At 66.9% G+C, this 16250-nt stretch carries 14 protein-coding genes; 10 read left to right on the top strand and 4 right to left on the bottom strand.

What is annotated here, in order from left to right:
• Nucleotides 1-103 precede the first annotated feature (103 nt).
• The 4 genes from metC (at nucleotide 104) to C7R54_RS12110 (ending at nucleotide 3693) form a co-directional block, all read left to right on the top strand.
• Nucleotides 104-1252, top strand: coding sequence for a cystathionine beta-lyase (metC, locus tag C7R54_RS12125; protein WP_129150693.1), 1149 nt, complete (start codon nucleotides 104-106; stop codon nucleotides 1250-1252).
• A 79-nt stretch (nucleotides 1253-1331) separates the two neighbouring features.
• A complete protein-coding gene (locus C7R54_RS12120; RefSeq protein ID WP_129150692.1) occupies nucleotides 1332-1982 on the top strand; it encodes an amino acid ABC transporter permease in 651 nt (216 codons plus the stop codon).
• Entirely contained in the window at nucleotides 1979-2746 is a 768-nt protein-coding gene (locus tag C7R54_RS12115) for an amino acid ABC transporter ATP-binding protein (RefSeq protein WP_129150691.1), read from the top strand. The genes C7R54_RS12120 and C7R54_RS12115 overlap by 4 nt, the downstream gene beginning before the upstream one ends.
• An 83-nt stretch (nucleotides 2747-2829) precedes the next feature.
• Nucleotides 2830-3693 (top strand): ABC transporter substrate-binding protein, encoded by an 864-nt coding sequence (locus tag C7R54_RS12110; RefSeq protein WP_129150690.1) that lies wholly within the window; start codon nucleotides 2830-2832, stop codon nucleotides 3691-3693.
• Between the two features lie 55 nt (nucleotides 3694-3748).
• Here the strand turns inward: C7R54_RS12110 and C7R54_RS12105 are convergent, their stop codons facing one another.
• Nucleotides 3749-4405 carry an FMN-binding negative transcriptional regulator gene (locus tag C7R54_RS12105; protein WP_129150689.1) on the bottom strand — a complete coding sequence of 219 codons (657 nt, stop codon included), beginning with the start codon at nucleotides 4403-4405 and terminating at the stop codon, nucleotides 3749-3751.
• A 110-nt stretch (nucleotides 4406-4515) separates the two neighbouring features.
• On the opposite strand from C7R54_RS12105, the gene pdxR reads away from it, so the two are divergent.
• On the top strand, nucleotides 4516-6117 hold the full coding sequence (pdxR, locus tag C7R54_RS12100; protein WP_129150688.1) for a MocR-like pyridoxine biosynthesis transcription factor PdxR: 1602 nt from the start codon (nucleotides 4516-4518) through the stop codon (nucleotides 6115-6117).
• On the opposite strand, the gene C7R54_RS12095 is transcribed toward pdxR, so the two are convergent.
• A complete protein-coding gene (locus tag C7R54_RS12095) occupies nucleotides 6071-7717 on the bottom strand; it encodes an ArnT family glycosyltransferase (protein ID WP_129151043.1) in 1647 nt (548 codons plus the stop codon). The two genes, pdxR and C7R54_RS12095, sit on opposite strands and share 47 nt — an antisense overlap.
• A 196-nt stretch (nucleotides 7718-7913) precedes the next feature.
• Nucleotides 7914-9080 (bottom strand): GGDEF domain-containing protein, encoded by a 1167-nt coding sequence (locus tag C7R54_RS12090; RefSeq protein ID WP_129150687.1) that lies wholly within the window; start codon nucleotides 9078-9080, stop codon nucleotides 7914-7916.
• 377 nt (nucleotides 9081-9457) lie between these two features.
• On the opposite strand from C7R54_RS12090, the gene C7R54_RS12085 reads away from it, so the two are divergent.
• From C7R54_RS12085 to C7R54_RS12065, 5 genes are all read left to right on the top strand, one after another.
• Nucleotides 9458-10423 (top strand): Bug family tripartite tricarboxylate transporter substrate binding protein, encoded by a 966-nt coding sequence (locus C7R54_RS12085; protein WP_129150686.1) that lies wholly within the window; start codon nucleotides 9458-9460, stop codon nucleotides 10421-10423.
• 32 nt (nucleotides 10424-10455) lie between these two features.
• The gene (locus tag C7R54_RS12080) at nucleotides 10456-11262 is read left to right on the top strand and encodes a class II aldolase/adducin family protein (protein ID WP_240039495.1); all 807 of its coding nucleotides are present in this window, start codon (nucleotides 10456-10458) and stop codon (nucleotides 11260-11262) included.
• A 103-nt stretch (nucleotides 11263-11365) separates the two neighbouring features.
• Nucleotides 11366-12379 carry a D-2-hydroxyacid dehydrogenase gene (locus C7R54_RS12075; protein WP_158021194.1) on the top strand — a complete coding sequence of 338 codons (1014 nt, stop codon included), beginning with the start codon at nucleotides 11366-11368 and terminating at the stop codon, nucleotides 12377-12379.
• Between the two features lie 184 nt (nucleotides 12380-12563).
• Nucleotides 12564-13562: a Bug family tripartite tricarboxylate transporter substrate binding protein gene (locus C7R54_RS12070; protein WP_129150684.1), complete on the top strand. Its 999-nt coding sequence runs from the start codon at nucleotides 12564-12566 to the stop codon at nucleotides 13560-13562.
• A gap of 84 nt (nucleotides 13563-13646) precedes the next feature.
• Entirely contained in the window at nucleotides 13647-15320 is a 1674-nt protein-coding gene (locus tag C7R54_RS12065; protein WP_129150683.1) for a thiamine pyrophosphate-binding protein, read from the top strand.
• On the opposite strand, the gene C7R54_RS12060 is transcribed toward C7R54_RS12065, so the two are convergent.
• Entirely contained in the window at nucleotides 15289-16239 is a 951-nt protein-coding gene (locus tag C7R54_RS12060; RefSeq protein WP_129150682.1) for a LysR family transcriptional regulator, read from the bottom strand. The two genes, C7R54_RS12065 and C7R54_RS12060, sit on opposite strands and share 32 nt — an antisense overlap.
• Nucleotides 16240-16250 lie beyond the last annotated feature (11 nt).

Raw genomic sequence — 16250 nt, 5'->3', positions numbered from 1 at the left:
AAGTCCCGCTTATTGACCTAAACGAATTGCCATCTTGAACGAATAGACGGAAATGACTGAAACTTTGTTCGATCGCCCAACCGCGGCTTCGCCAATAGAAACCATGAAACCTATAACCACGCCTAATGAGCCCTATCGTAGCCTGTCGCCTCCCGTGATGCGCGGGTCGACGGTGGTATTCGACAACTTCCAGGATTTCGCCAACCGCAAGACCCGCCAGCCCGATGGCTACAGCTACGGCATCACGGGCACGCCGACCGCCCGCGAACTGGAGCGCCGCATCGCCGCGCTGGAGCACGGCAAGCACTGCGTCGTGACGCCCAGCGGCCAGGCGGCGCTGATGGGTTGCGTGATGGGTTTCGTGCGGGGCGGCGACCATCTGCTGGTTTCCGCGGCCTGCTATGGCGCGCTGAAGACCTATGCCCGGAACTACCTGGCGCGCATGGGCGTGGACGTGGAGTTCTACCGGCCGGACATCGGCGCGGACATCGAGCCCCTGATCAAGCCCAACACCCGCATGATCTGCATGGAGTCCCCCGGCACCGTGACGATGGAAATGCTGGACGTGCCGGCCATCGCCGCCGTCGCCCGCCGGCATGGCGTGCTGACCATGGTGGACAACACCTGGGCCAGTCCGCTGGGCTTCCGCCCCTTGGAGCATGGCGTGGACTTCTGCGTGGAAGCGGCCACCAAGTTCCTCGGCGGCCATTCCGACCTGCTGGTTGGCGCGATCAGCATGAACGACCGCGGCCACTACGAAGTGCTGCGCGAAACCCAGAGCATCATGGGCCTGCAGGTCAGCCCCGATGACGCCTTCCTGGTGATGCGCGGCATGGAAACGCTGGAAGTGCGCCTGGCCGCGCAAAGCGACGCCACGCTGGACATCGCCCGCTGGCTGGCCGGGCAGGCGCTGGTGCGCGAGCTGCTCTATCCCCCGCTGGAATCGGATCCCGGCCATGCCTTGTGGAAGCGCGACATGCGCACCAACGGCTGCCTGTTCTCCATGATCCTGCAACCCGCGAGCGAGCGAGCGCATCATGCATTCTTCGATGCGCTGGCGCATTTTTCCATCGGCGCCAGCTGGGGCGGCACGCACAGCCTGGCGGCCTACTATCCCGCGCCACTGCAGGCCGACCGCCTGTATGCGCGCACCGACCAGCCGGTGATCCGGCTGTCCATCGGCCTGGAAAATCGCGAACTGCTGCGCGAGGACCTGCGCGGCGCGCTGGAGGCCTACGGCAAGCACGCATGACGCACGCAAGGCCGGCGCCCACGCGGACCGGGGCGCCGGCCCATGACACCGCAACCCACACGACAAGGGGAAAAAATCCATGTGGGAACTCTTTCAGCGCGCCGCGCCCCTGCTGGGGCCGGCGCTGCTCATGACCCTGTTCCTGGGGATCAGCTCGTTCATCGGCGGCTGCGTCATCGGCATGCTGATCGCCCTGGCGCGCATCTCCAGCATCCGGCCGCTACGCTGGTTCGCCTTCGCCTACGTGTCCATTTTCCGCGGCACGCCCCTGCTGATACAGATCTTGCTGGTCTACTTCGGCCTGCCCACCTACGGCATCGTGGTGGGTCCCGTGGCCGCCGCCCTGGTGGCGTTGACGTTGTTCTCGGCGGCCTATCTCAGCGAAAACTTCCGTTCCGGCATTTCCGCCGTGGACCGGGGCCAATGGGAAGCGGCCTGGTCCATGGGCATGGGCTACGCGCGCACGCTGCGCCGCATCGTCCTGCCCCAGGCGCTGCGCATCGCCATTCCGCCGCTGGGCAGCCGCCTGATCGCGTTGATGAAGGACACGTCGCTGGCGTCCACCATCACCGTCGTCGAACTGACGCGCGTGGCCGACCAGATCGGCGCCACGACCTTCCGCTACATGGAAATGTTCGTCATGGTCGGCGCCATCTACTGGCTGATCAACCAGATCCTGACCATACTCCAGACCCTGCTCGAAACCCACCTGTCGAGGCGTTACCAATGAACGGCGGCCACTCCCATACCGTGCGCGTGCGCGGCTTGAAGAAAGCCTTCGGCGCCAACCAGGTACTGCGCGGGGTCGACCTGGAGGTACGCCAGGGCGAGGTCGTCGTCATCATGGGTCCCTCGGGATCCGGCAAGACCACACTGATACGGTCCCTCAATTTCCTGGAAACGCCCGATGACGGACATGTCGAAATCTGCGGGATAGGCGTGGCCTGCGCCGGCGGAACCGGCGATCGCGCCACCCGCCAGGCGATCCAGCACATCCGCCGCCGCACGGCCATGGTGTTCCAGTCCTTCAACCTGTTCCCGCACATGACGGCCTTGCAGAACGTCATCGAAGGCCTGCTTGCCAAGGGCGTGGCGCGCGATGCCGCCATCCAGACCGGCATGCGGCTGCTCGATCGCGTCGGCCTGAGCGAAAAGGCGGCCCAGTATCCCGGCAAGCTGTCCGGCGGACAGAAACAGCGCGTGGCGATCGCCCGGGCCCTGGCGATGGCGCCCGAAGTCATCTTCTTCGACGAGCCCACCTCGGCCCTGGACCCCGAGCTGCGCGACGACGTGCTGCATGTCATGCGCGAGCTGGCCGCCGAAGGCATGACCATGCTGGTCGTGACGCACGAAACCCGCTTCGCCCGCGACGCCGCGGACCGCATCGTCTTCATGGAAGGAGGTCACATCCTCGCCAATTGCCCGCCCGAAGAATTCTTCGGCGACCAGGCCAGCGAACGCTGCCGCCAGTTCCTGGGTCGCCTCGGCGATTGACCCGGGTCATGCTATCCAGCCACAACCGCCCCCGTCGCGCATGGCGCGGCCAAGGAGCGGGAACTTCTCAAGGGAAATCCATCATGCTGCCGAAGATCCGCCTGCCGTTCTCCTCCTTCCATGCCGCTGCCTGCGTAGCGTTTACCGTGGCGCTTGCCGCGGCGCTGGCTCCCCATGCGGCAAACGCCGCCGACGCGCTGGACCGCATACGCGCCAACGGCGTCATCCGCATCGCCAACACCCAGAGTTCGCCGCCGTGGTCCTTCCTGAACGAACAGAACAAGCCGGCCGGCTACGACGTCGATATGGCCCAGGAAGTCGCCCGCCGCATGGGCATCCCCAAGGTCGAGTTCGTGGCCGATTCGTTCAAGAACTTCGTCGCCGGCCTGAAGACCGACAAGTATGACCTGGTGATGAACGATCTGACGCCCACCGCCGAGCGCATGCTGCAGGTGGACTTCTCGGCGCCCTACGGCGTCGAGGACTTCCGCATTTTCGTGCGCCAGGACAACAAGGACATTCATGGCGACAAGGACCTGGCCGGCAAGCGCATCGGCGTCACCACGGGATCGTCCAACGAATCGTGGTCGCGCGCGCATCTGCCCCAGGCCTTGATACAGACCTATGAGAACGGCAGCCTGATCTTCGCCGACCTCGGCATCGGCCGCATCGACGCGGTCATCATTTCGCACTTCGGGGGCCTGCGCTACGCAACGGAACGCAAGCTGCCGATCAAGGAAGTGGGCGAGCCGCTCACCTACCAGTTGTCGGCCGCGGCCATGCGCAAGGACGAGCCCGCGCTGCGCGCGGCGGTGGACAAGGCCATCGCCGACATGAAGGCCGACGGCACCATAGAGCAACTGGGCCGCAAATGGGTGGGCAAGGATTACGACATGGTCGGCCACATCGCGCGCGCCGAGGCGGAAGCCAAGGCCGCGGCCAAGTAGAAGGGATCCGTCACAGCCGGACCTCTCACAGCCGGACATCTCACGGCCGGATCTCTCACGCGGCTTCCGGCCCGGCTCCCGGCCGGGCCGCCGCACAGGCCAGCATGCGCTCGCTGATCGCCGTATCGCCCTGCGCCCGCAGCGCCTGGACCACGCCATCGAAGTCCCGACGGTCCTTGTTCTGGCTGAGCTTGGCCTTGCCGACCAGGCGGGTCACCTCCACCTGGATGCCGACGATGGCCTGCAACATGGCGTCGATGTATTCGGGCGCGCTGTCGGTCATTTTCCAGGGCTTGGGTTGCGGCTTCTCGTGCGCGCGCGTCAGCCGGGCCAGCACGCCGCGCACGAAGCGCTCGTCGTCGCGGACGCTTATCCGGCCATGCGCGTGCACGACCGCGTAGTTCCACGTCGGCACCTGCCGGTGCGCTTCATGCTTGCTCGGATACCAGTTCGGCGAGATATAGGCGTGCTCGGCGCGAAAGACCACCAGCACGTCGTCGCCGTCCTTGACGCCCTGCCACACGGGATTCTTGCGCGCCACATGGGCCAGCAACCGGACCTTGCCGTCGGCCGCCACGTCCAGCTCGAAGGGGATGTGGTTGGCATCCAGGCCTCCCGCGCCGTGGGTGACGAGCGCGCCCAGCGCGTGCTGGCGTATCAGGTCGTGCAGGGCCGAGGGGTCTTCCAGGGCGAATTCTTGGGGGATGTACATGCGCGGATCCGACAGGAGTAGCAGAAGTAATGGTAGGGATGCCGCGACCATCGTCCCATGAAAGCGGACTATCATGTAGGACCGCTAAGCGTATATTTCTCTGGACCATTATGGGAAGAACGGCCAAGACCGTCGAACTGCCGGCACTGGCGCCGCTGGACCGGGCCGCCGGACAGCTGGGCCGGCAGTTGGCCCAACAGCTACGCGACGCCATACGCAAGGGCACGCTGCGGCCAGGCGAACCGCTGCCTTCGACGCGCCTGCTGGCCTCGGCCATCGGCGTCGCGCGGGGCACGGTGGTCGAGGCGTTCGAGCAACTCATCGCGGAGGGTTTCCTGGACGCGCGTGGCGGCGCGGGCACGGTCGTGTCCATGGGCCTCGCCGACCCCGCGCGACGCGGTGACAAGGCCGGCACGAACCGGGCGGACAGCGCGCGGGCAGGCACGGACACCCGGCCTGCCGTGGCGCGGATGGAGGATCGGCCACTTCCCGCGCCGGCCCTCCGTTATGCCGCGATAACGCGCACCATGCACGCGGCGCCCAATGTGCCCTTCGCCGTCTCGGTTCCCCTCGGCGCCATCGCGCCGGATGACACCTGGCGCAAGATAGGCAACCGCGTGCGCGCCTCGCGCATCGGCGCGCCGGCGGGGTACCTGGAACCTCAGGGCTTGCGGTCGCTGCGCGTGGCCATCGCGGACTACGTCCGCCGGTCGCGCTCGGTGCGCTGCGACGCCGACCAGGTCATCATCACCGCCGGCACGCAGCAAGGCCTGCACCTCGCCTGCCAGGTGCTGCTGGATGCGTCCGACCAGGCCTGGGTCGAGGACCCCGGCTATCTCGGCATCACGTCCATCCTGGCGGCAACCGGTCCCGCCGAGCGCATGGTGCGCGTCCCCGTGGACGAGGATGGGATGAGGATCGATGAAGGGCTGCGCAGGGCGCCCAAGGCGCGCGTGGCCTTCGTCACGCCATCGCATCAATATCCGCTGGGCATGCCGATGAGCATGCCGCGGCGGGAGGCGCTGCTGCAATGGGCGCGGGCGCGCAACGCATGGATCGTGGAGGACGACTACGACAGCGAGATGCGCTACGCGGGACATCCGTTCCCGGCGCTCCAGGGACTGGACTGCGACCGCGTCGTCTATCTGGGCACGTTCAGCAAGATCCTCTTCCCGTCCCTGCGGCTGGGCTACCTGATCGCCCCGCACGACCTGGTGCCGGCCTTCTGCGGCGCCCGCATCCTGATGGACCGGTTCGCGCCCAACACGGAGCAACACGTGCTCGCCGCCTTCATCAACGAGGGACATCTCGACCGGCACATCCGGCGCGTGCGCAGCGCCTACGCCGAGAACCGCGCCCTCCTGATGGCGCTGCTGGCGCGGCACCTGCCGCCGGGCCTGGCATCGCTACAGCCCGGCGACCAGGGCATGCATCTGGTGGTGTGGCTGGCCGACGGCCTGAGCGACGTGGAGATCGTGCGCCAGGCCGCGGAACTAGGCATCGCCGCACGGGCGCTTTCGCCCACCTACGCCGGTGACGTCGCCCCCGTGCGGCAGGGGCTGATACTGGGCTTCGGAGGCTATGCGGAAGCGGACCTGGCCCGAGCCGTCACGGACCTGGCCGCGATCATCGCGCGGCTGGGGCAACGGACGCGCACGGCCGGCGTCAATTCCGCGCCAGGCTCTGCACGCTCGCGCAATGCGACTGCCTGAAGTCGGCGTTGACATCGATGCGCCATAGCGCGCGCCGGGTGTCGGCATAGGCCGGCGCCCGCCCCTGCAAGATGGCGTAGCGCGCGGAGTCATTGGCAGGCTCGCCCCAGACCCAGTACGTATCGTCGACGGTGGACGCGCACAGGCGGCGGGTCATTTCGTGCTCGGAGATCAGGTTGCGCTGCATGGCATCGCCATCGAACTGGCCGGCGTCGTAGAGCTCCTTGCGCCAGTTGTCCCGCAAGGGAATGTCGGGCTGGGTCCAATCGTCGACCACCCACATCGGGGACGTCAGGCGCAGCGCCATGGGCAAGTCATAGGGATACGAATGCAGTGCGATCAGCGTGTCGGTCGGGTCCATCTCCACGCGCGCGCTGCGTCCCAGGTCCACCGAATTCGGCTTGGCCTTGTAGGTGGCGACGACGGTACCGGCGACACAAAAGAGGACGGCAATCGACAGCGACAGCGACAGGTTCTTGCTCGACCTGCCGGGGTTCTTGCCGGCGTCGCCCAGTCCCGCGCCGATGACTTCGGCCGCCAGCGCCGCCACGGCGGGCAGCAAGGGCAGGATATAGCCGATCAACTTGGAGGCTGGCAGGGAAAAGAACAGCAGGATGACGCCCACCCAGCAGATCATGAGCCAGCGGACATCAGCCGCGGCCACGGCGTCCGGCGTCGCGGCCGCCGTGGCGGTTTCCGGCGCCGCCTGGCGCCAGAAATCCTTGCGTATGACGCCGCCCAGCCACAGGGTCCAGGGCAGGGCCATGGCCGCCACCACCGGCACGTAGAACCAGAAGGGCTGCACGTTGTTGAAGCCCGTGGCCGCGAAACGCTCGAACTGCTGGTAGATGAAGAAGTAGTGCAGGAAGTCGGGAAAGCGCGTCTGCATCACCCAGAACCAGGGCAGGGTGACGGCCAGGAACACCGCCAGCGCCGGCGGCCACAACAGCGCCGCGAAGCCGCGCCAGCGGCGGCGCAGGACGATCCAGAGCACCAGGATGGCGCCGGGCAGGACCAGGCCGATCAAGCCCTTGGCCAGGACGCCCAGACCCGCCAGCAGGCCCACCAGCAAGGACAGCGCGCGATAGGGCTTGCCCGCGTATGCACGCATCACCACCGACGCCGCGGCCAGCGTGGTCACGCCGATCAGGCCGGCCACCAGCATGTCCAGGTTGGCGAATTGCGCGGCCCCGAAGAAAAAGGGCTGCGTGACCAGGGCCAGCAGGCCCACTACCGCCACGGTGTTGCCGCGCCAGCGGCGCAGGAATGTGTACAGCCCCATGGCCACGGCCCAGGCGGCCAGCCACGAGGGCAGCCGCGCCGCCCAGACATGCGGGCCAAAAATCGCGTACGCCCCCTCGGCCATCCAGTAATACAGGGGCGGTTTGTGGAAAAAGGGCATGCCGTCGAGCGTGGGGACCAGATGGGCGCCGGACTTCAGCATTTCCCAGGCCACGCCGCCGTAGCGGCCTTCGTCGGGCAGGGTCAGCGGCCGCATCCATATCAGGAACAGCAGCCAGACGCCGGTCCCCAGATAGATGACGAGGTTCGAAGGCGATGCGATCCAGCGCCGAAGGCCGGATTGCTGGCCGGCAGGCATTGAAGTGGCAGGCAAGGAGGCGGGCAAACTGATTCCTGGAGTTCGGGGCGCGTCATGGGCGACGCCGCTCGGTGTCGAAGACCGCCAGTATCGTCGCGTTCCTGTCAAATTTCTATCAAATATGGTGCCGCGTGGTGACACGGGGTGACGCGCCGGTTCCCCTGTGGCGCCGGGCAACCGGGGCAAGCCGCTCGACCTAGGCGACCTTGCCCGGCCGGGCGACTTCCACCCGGTTTCCGCCCAACGATTTCGCGCTGTACAAGGCCTGGTCGGCGGCAGCCAGGATATCCCCCAGGTCCGGAACCTTGTTCTCGTAGCGCGCCAGCCCGACACTGACGGTGGCGCGCAAGGCGATGCCGGCGGTGCCGGTGGCGATGACCTCGGCGAAATACTTGCCGACCGTATCGCCCAGGGATTCCGCGCGCAGCGCGTCATGGCCCACCAGCAGGGCGGCGAACTCCTCCCCGCCTATGCGCGCCAGCACGATCCGGTGCCCCAGCACGCTCTGCGCGATCTCGGCGAACGACTTCAGCACATGGTCGCCGGTCTTGTGCCCGTACAGGTCGTTGATTCCCTTGAACTGGTCGAGATCGAACGCCAGCACGGCGACGGGCCCCTGGCCGCCGCGGCGGGCGATGACGCGTCCGCCCTCCTCGAAGAACCATCGGCGGTTGCCCAGCCGCGTCAGGTAATCGGTCCGCGATTCCCGCAAGAGATGGCCATGGCTCTCCTCGCGGATCAGCTTCAGCAGCGTCATCGGAAGGATCACGGAATACAGGACGCCCTCGTAGAGCGTGAACTTGCTGGAGACCGTCTGCACCACCGGCCCATAGGCCAGGACCAGCCAGGGCAGGATGATCGCCCTGAAGAGGTACAGCAGCGCGTGTATCCCCGTCACCGCCACGACGATGCGGCGGGAGTGCAGCGCCTCCATCCCCTCGCACCGTAACATTTCGCGCGCCGTCAAACCGCTGACGACCGCGATGGGAAAGGCGCTGACATAGTTCCAGACCACGTCCTGCCAACGCGTGCCGCCACCCACCCAGACCAGCGCCATGAGGGCCAGCAGCCCCAGCGAAAAGGCGCGGTACTGCTTGCCGCCCAGGGCGGCCACCCCGTTGAGGATGAGCAGGTAGCCGCTCAGGAAAATGAGATTGCAGATCGCCCCGCCGCTGATGCCGGGCAGGTCGCGGCGAAACATCACGGCCACGCAGCCGAGGGCGAGCGTGGTGTATCCCGCCGCGAGGATACGTAACTCCCTGCGGCGCGTGGGATGGGTCTTGCTCTCCCAGATCGTCAGTCCGGCGCTGGCCAGGAGCGTTCCGATGGCTAGGAAATAGAGGGTTAGAAGATCGACGTACATCGCGGACGTGAGGGCGCTACTGCCGGGATCGCGCGGCGGCGGGCGGGCGCATTCTACGTAGTTAAAGGATGGCGAGCCGAAAGCATACCCTTTCTCTCCGACGCTGCCGTTAAAGACTGGACGCGCGCGGATCGGACCGGCGCCTCGTTTCGCCGTATCACCTCGCCGCGGTAGCGTTCATCGCTTCATTACGTCGTTACGTCATAACGGCAGCGCCGCGCTTGACTTAATGGTTGACGGCAAAAGACGGTACGTACCGTGCGTCCCCGTAACGCGTCACCCACCGGCAGAGCGTTGACATATCGCGGATCCCTCCATTATTCTAAATAAAAATAGAACATTTGTTCTGACTGGCAGAACACCATAAGGGAGACACCATGTTCACCAAGCTATTGCTGGCCTTCGCGGCCAGCGCGTCGATGCTCGTCCCGTGCGCACAGGCCGCCACGACTTTCCCCGACCGGCAGATGACGCTCGTCGTCCCCTATCCACCGGGAGGCAGCACGGATGCGACCGCCCGCCTGGTCGCGGACGAAATGGGCAAGGAACTGGGCCAGGCCATCGTCGTCGAAAACCGGGCCGGCGCGGCCGGGAACATCGGGGCCAATTACGCGGCGCGCGCCGCCGCGGACGGCTACACCTTGCTGATGGCGCCGAGCGGCCTGATCGCCAACATGGCCCTCTACAAGAACCTGCCTTACGACTTGATCAAGGACTTCGCGCCGGTTTCCCGCATCGCCCGCATTCCCAATGTGCTGGTCGTCAGCAGCGACAGCAAGGCCGATACGCTCAAGGCATTCATCGACCAGGCGCGCCAGGCCAAGCCGCCGATGACTTATGCGTCCGCCGGGCCAGGGACAGGGCAGCACCTGGCCGGCGCCCTGTTCTCCAACAAGACCGGCATCGAAATGACCCACATCCCCTACAAGGGCGGCGCGCCGGCCCAGACGGACCTGATGGGTGGGCGGGTCGACGCCATGTTCGCGCCCCTGGTGGAGGTCATCAGCCTGATCAAGGCGGGCCGCCTGAAGGCATTGGCGGTCACCACCCCGGAACGGTCATTCGCGCTGCCGCAGGTGCCCGCGCTGGCCGAGCTCTATCCGGGTTTCGAAATCTCACTCTGGAACGGCATTCTTGCCCCGGCGGGCACGCCCGCCGACCGCATCGAGGTCTTGAACCGGGCCGCGCGCAAGGCCATCGCTTCCGAACGCGTCCAGAAAGCGCTGCATGAGCAAGGATCCGTGCCCGCGCCCAACAGCCCCGCGGAAATGAAGGCCCTGCTGGCGGCGGAAAAGACGAAGTGGGCGGAAATCGTCCGCATATCCGGCGCCCAGGTCGAGTGACCGCGACGCCCATCCAACAGGAGACTACCGCCATGCGACCAACCACCATGCCCGCCGGCAAATCCGCGCAAAGACCCGCCCAGTTCAGCGAAAAGGAATGGGCCGCGCGCGTGAACCTGGCTGCCTGCTATCGCCTCGTCGACCACTACGATATGTGCGATATGGTCTACAACCATATTTCCCTGCGCGTTCCGGACGAAGAGGGCACCTTCCTCATCAATCCCTTCGGCATGATGTATTCGGAGATCACCGCCTCGTCGCTGCTCAAGGTGGATATCGACGGCAACATCCTCTACAACCCGTGGGAGGAATACTCCATCAACCGGGCCGGCTACGTGATCCATAGCGCCATCCACGGCGCGCTGCATGACGTGGATTGCGTCCTGCACACGCATACGCCCGACGGCATGGCGGTATCGGCCCTGGAATGCGGCCTGCTGCCGATCACGCAAACCGCCATGCGTTTCGGCAAGGTGGCCTACCACGACTACGAAGGCGTGGCGGTCGACGAAGACGAGCGCGAGCGCCTGGTGCGCGATCTCGGCGACGCCGAGGTCATGATATTGCGCAACCACGGGCTGCTGGCCATAGGACGGACCGTGCAACAGGCGTTCAACAACATTTATCGCATCGAACGCGCGTGCCGCACGCAGATCAAGGCCATGTCCTGCAACAGCCCGCTTATCATCCCGCAAAAGGCCGTCATACAGAAGACCAACGACCAGTTGCGCCTGCAACCGAGCGCCGACGCGCCGGGCAAGCAAAAGCCCTATGGCATCCTGGAGTGGCCGGCGCTGTTGCGCATGCTGGACCGGATCGATCCATCCTTCCGCGATTGAGGGCCGGGGATGGCCAACAGGACGCCTGCTCCACGGCAGTACCGTGGATCGCCAGGGTCTCCGGGGGCATCCCCACCACGAACAACGAATAGCGAAGAGCCAGATGACGACCATTCTTACGTCGAAGCACGTGGCCGAGACCTATCGGAAGGCGATAGAGGCGCGACCATGGTTCCAACCGCCCTGGCGGATCAGGCACCTCGACGAAATGGCCCACGCGCCCGCCGCCGAGCTTGACGACATACGCATCGCGTTCCTGTCCAGCGACGTGCTGGGCGGTTCGACCGTCGACCGGCACGATCCGGCCATGGCGCTGTTTTGCGAGGTCTTGCGGCGCGCCGGCAACCTGGCATGGCTGCAGGTGCCGTCGTCCGGCGTCGACCGCCCCATCTACCAGGAACTGGCAAGGCGCGGCGTGGTGCTGACCACGGCGACGGGGGCGGCCGGCGAAACCGTGGCGCTGACGGCATTGACCGGGCTGCTGGCCCTCTCGCGCCGCCTGCCGCTGTGGGTGCAGGGAAAGCACGACCATGCCTGGCTGAACCTGCGGTCCGGCGACCCCGAGCCCCGCGAGTTGCGGGGCGAAAAGGTATTGATCGTCGGCGCCGGCCAGATCGGCACGCACCTGGCGCGCATGTGCAAGGGCCTGGGCATGCGCACGCATGGCCTGCGTCGCCAGGTCACGGCCTGCGCGGACCCCTACGATGAAATGGGCACCATCCAGGACCTGGAGGCGGCCGTGGGCACGGCGGACTGGGTGGTGGCCACCTGCCCGCTGACCGCCCAAACCCGGGGAATCTTCAACGCCAGCCTGTTCGCGCGCTTCCAGCCCCATGCCTCCTTCATCAACGTCGCGCGCGGCGGCGTCGCGAACGAAGGGGACCTGATCGACGCGCTGCGGCAAGGCCGCATCGAGGCGGCGTACCTGGACGTGTTCGAGGTCGAGCCCCTGCCCAAGGACTCCCCCCTTTGGGACCTGCCCAATGTCCTGCTATCCCCGCATAGCGCCGGCGACACCCGGGGCCGCCACGCCCGCATCGCGGAAATATTCCTGTCCAACCTGGATCGCTGGATCGAGGACAGGCCGCTATTGAACCGCGCGGACATCGCGGGTTGAAACGGCGGGCGCCGGCCCGCTGCCATGCGTTTAGCGAAAAGCAGGTCTGCGCCCGGTTCCTGCCGGGCGCACGGTCGGTCTGAGATACTTCGGCGCTTAAAAATAATTACCCAGAATAATTATTCCCAAGATCCGCCGGGACCACCGGAGTATTCCACTCCGCTGCATCAGGAGACCAGCAAGCATGGCAATTTCAACGATATCGGCACGGCTGCGGCAATGGAGCGCCTGCGCCGCCATTCTCGGCGCCGCCGCGATGGGCGCCTTGCCCGCCCCGGCCCAGGCCTGGCCCGACAAGCCAGTCACCGTCATCGTTCCGTGGCCCGCCGGCGGCCCTTCGGACATCGCGGCGCGGCCGCTGTCCAAGTACCTGTCCGAAACCCTGAACCAGGCCTTCGTCATCGATAACCGGGCGGGCGCCAGTGGCAATATCGGCACGGGCATGGTGGCGCGCGCCAAGCCGGACGGCAATACCCTGCTGATCACGGCCAGCGGCCCGCTGGTCATCAACCAGTACCTGTTCAAGAACATGCCCTTCGACGCCAGGAAGGACCTGATGCCCATCACCAACCTGCTGCGCGTGCCTCAGGTGATCGTGGTCAATCCGTCGGTGCCGGTGAACAACCTGAAGGAGCTGGTGGACTACATCCACGACCAGAAGGGCAACTTCTCCTGGGCGTCGGCCGGCAACGGCACCACGCAGCACATGACCGGCGAGCTGTTCAAGCGCACCGCCGACCTGCGGATGGTCCATATTCCCTACAAGGGCTCGGCGCCGGCCATCACCGATCTCGTGGGCGGCCATGTCGCCATGCTGGTCGACAGCACCATCGCCGTCGTGCCCATGATCAAGAGCGGCAAGGCCAAGGCCATCGCGGTCACCGGCAAGCATCGCTCGCCGCAGTTGCCGGACGTGCCTACCGTTGACGAGTCGGGCTACAAGGGCTTCGAATCCTATGCGTGGTATGGCCTGTTCGCGCCCGCCAACCTGCCGTCCGACATCGCCGAAAAGCTGAACAAGACCACCCTGGACTTCATGAAGACGCCCGATTTCAAGCGCATCATGGAAGAGACCGGTTCGGAATTCGTCGGCACCGATCCGGCCACGTTCGCGTCCTTCATCGATGAAGAATCCAGCCGCTGGTCCAAGCTGGCGCCCAGCCTGAACCTGACGCTGGACTAAGCCGCACCCGGCCCGCGCCATCGCGCCATACCCAGCCCTGCACGCCGCGCGCTCCGCGCGGCGTGCGAGTTTCCAGAGCCCTCCATGACCCCTACCGAAAAACCGGCTGCCCGCAACGGCGGCCAGATCCTCGTCGAAGCCCTGCGCCGCAACCAGGTGGATACCGTCTACTGCGTGCCGGGCGAAAGCTACCTGCCCGTGCTGGACGCCCTGGCGGGCCATGACAGCATACGCACCATCGTCACGCGCCACGAAGGCGCGGCGTCGAACATGGCGGACGCCCATGGCAAGGTGACCGGCCGCCCCGGCATCGCCTTCGTCACGCGCGGCCCCGGCGCCACCCATGCCGCCAATGGCGTGCACACCGCGCGCCAGGATTCGACGCCCATGATCCTGTTCGTCGGCCAGGTGGCATCCGAGGCCAAGGAACGCGAAGGCTTCCAGGAAGTCGATTACCGCCAGATGTTCGGCGGCCTGGCCAAATGGGCCACCGAAATCGAGCACATCGAGCGCATTCCGGAAATCGTCAGCCGGGCGTTCGCCGTGGCCATGTCCGGGCGCAAGGGCCCGGTCGTGGTGGCCCTGCCGGAAGATGTCCTGTTCGGCACCGCCGACGTGGCCGACGTCGCCCCGGTACGGGTCGCCGAGGCCGCGCCCGAGCCGCATGCCGCCCAGGAACTGGCAACGCTGCTGGCGCAGGCGCAGCGACCGCTGGTCATCGTGGGCGGCACCGGATGGACGGCGCAGGCGCAGGCCGATCTGCGCCGCTTCGCCACGGCGCACAACCTGCCCGTGGCGGCCTCGTTCCGCCGCCAGGACGTGCTGGACAACCGCGACGGACACTACGTGGGCCAGTTGGGACTGGGCATCTCGCCCGCGCTGGCGAAGACGGTAGACGAGGCCGACCTGCTGATCGTACTGGGCAGCCGGTTGTCCGAGGTCACGTCGGGCGCCTATGAACTCGTGCGCAGCCCGCAGCCGGCACAGCGGCTGGTGCACGTGCACGCGGATCCGGAAGAGCTGGGCCGTGTCTACCGCGCGGACCTGCCGGTCAACGCCGCCGTCGCGCAAGCGGCAGCGGCTTTCGCCGCGCTGCCGGCGGCCCCGGGCGCGCGGGCCTGGGATGCCTGGACGGTAGCCGCCCGCGCGGCGTACGAAGCGCACAACGCCCCGCTCTCCCGCGGCGCCGAGCAGCGGGGCGTCGAACTGTCGTCCGTGGTCGCGCACCTGTCCGACACGCTGCCCGACGACGCCATCGTCACCAACGGCGCGGGCAACTATACGGTGTGGGTACACCGCTACTTCCGCTACAAGCAGTTGGGCACGGAGCTGGCGCCCACCAACGGCGCGATGGGCTACGGCCTGCCGGCCGCCATCGCCGCCAAGCTGGCGCGCCCCGACAGCACGGTCGTCTGTTTCGCGGGCGATGGCTGCTTCATGATGTACCCGCAGGAACTCGCCACCGCGGCGCAGTTCGGCGCGGCCGTCATCGTGGTGGTGGTGAACAACGGCATGCTGGGCACCATACGCATGCACCAGGAGCGCGAGTACCCCGGCCGCATCTCCGGCACGGCCCTGCAAAATCCGGACTTCCAGGTCTTCGCCCAGTCCTTCGGCGCCTATGCGGAGCGCATCGAGCACGAAAGCGAGTTTCCCGCCGCCTTCGAGCGGGCCCGCGCCTCGGGCCGCCCGGCCCTGCTGGAACTGGTCACCGATCCGCTGCAGATCACGCCGACGGCCCGCCTGGCCCAGGGCTGAGGCGCGCGCCGGGCCAGGCCCCGCTGGCCACCAGCCCGGTCACGACCTCGCGGATGGCGCTGCTGAATGACCACAAGGTCGACGGTTCCTGTTCCGTACGGCCCAGCACCAGGCAGATGCAGCGTTCCGCGTCGTCGCCGGGCAGGGGGAAGCCCCGCAGGCGTCCCAGGGCGATATCGTCCGCCACGGACGCCAGCGGCAGTACCGTGCAGCCGCAGCCCTTGTGCACCAGCGTGGCGGTGATGGCCGTGGAACTGTCGCTTTCCAGGGCCAGCTGGACCTTGTAGCCCCGCCGCGCGGCCATGGCCTCGACGAACATGCGCAGGCCATGGTGCGTGCTGGGCAGGATCATGGGCACGCCATCCAGGCCGTGCTCGTCAACGCGGGCCTGGGTCATCGGATAGTTGACCGGCGTCACCAGATACAGTCTTTCGTGCAGCAGGGGCTCGTAGAGCATGCTGCCGGCGTGCTCCGGCCGGTAGAGGACGGCAACGTCGGAAACGCCCGCCTGCAGGTCCGCCAGCAGCGCGCTGGCCAAGCCCTCGGTGAAGTGCAGCCGGCTGTGCGGGAAGCGCTTGCGCAGGACGTGGTACAGGTCGCCGAACACCGTGCGGGCGATGGTGGGCTGCGCCGCGATGTTGATGCGCGGCGGCCCCAGGCCGGCATGGGCCGATATGGCCGCCTGCGCGGCCGCCAGCGTGTCCCTGACCTGCACCGCATAGGTCTGCAGGGCCGCGCCCTGGGCCGTGACCGATACGCCCCGGCCGGTGCGGTGGAACAGCCGCACGCCCAGCGTCTTTTCCAGCTGGGTCATGCGCCGGCTGACGCTGGACGCGTCCACGCCCCACGCCAGCGCGGCGCTGGAAAAACTGCCCGTCTCGGCGACGAGGGCAAAGACCGCCAGGTCGTCGGAATTCATGGCGCTTGGCT

The sequence above is a fragment of the Achromobacter aloeverae genome (assembly GCF_004121055.1).
GTDB lineage: Bacteria > Pseudomonadota > Gammaproteobacteria > Burkholderiales > Burkholderiaceae_B > Bordetella_C > Bordetella_C aloeverae.
Note: the sequence above shows the minus strand (reverse complement) of the source record. Positions and strands in the feature narration are given on the sequence as shown.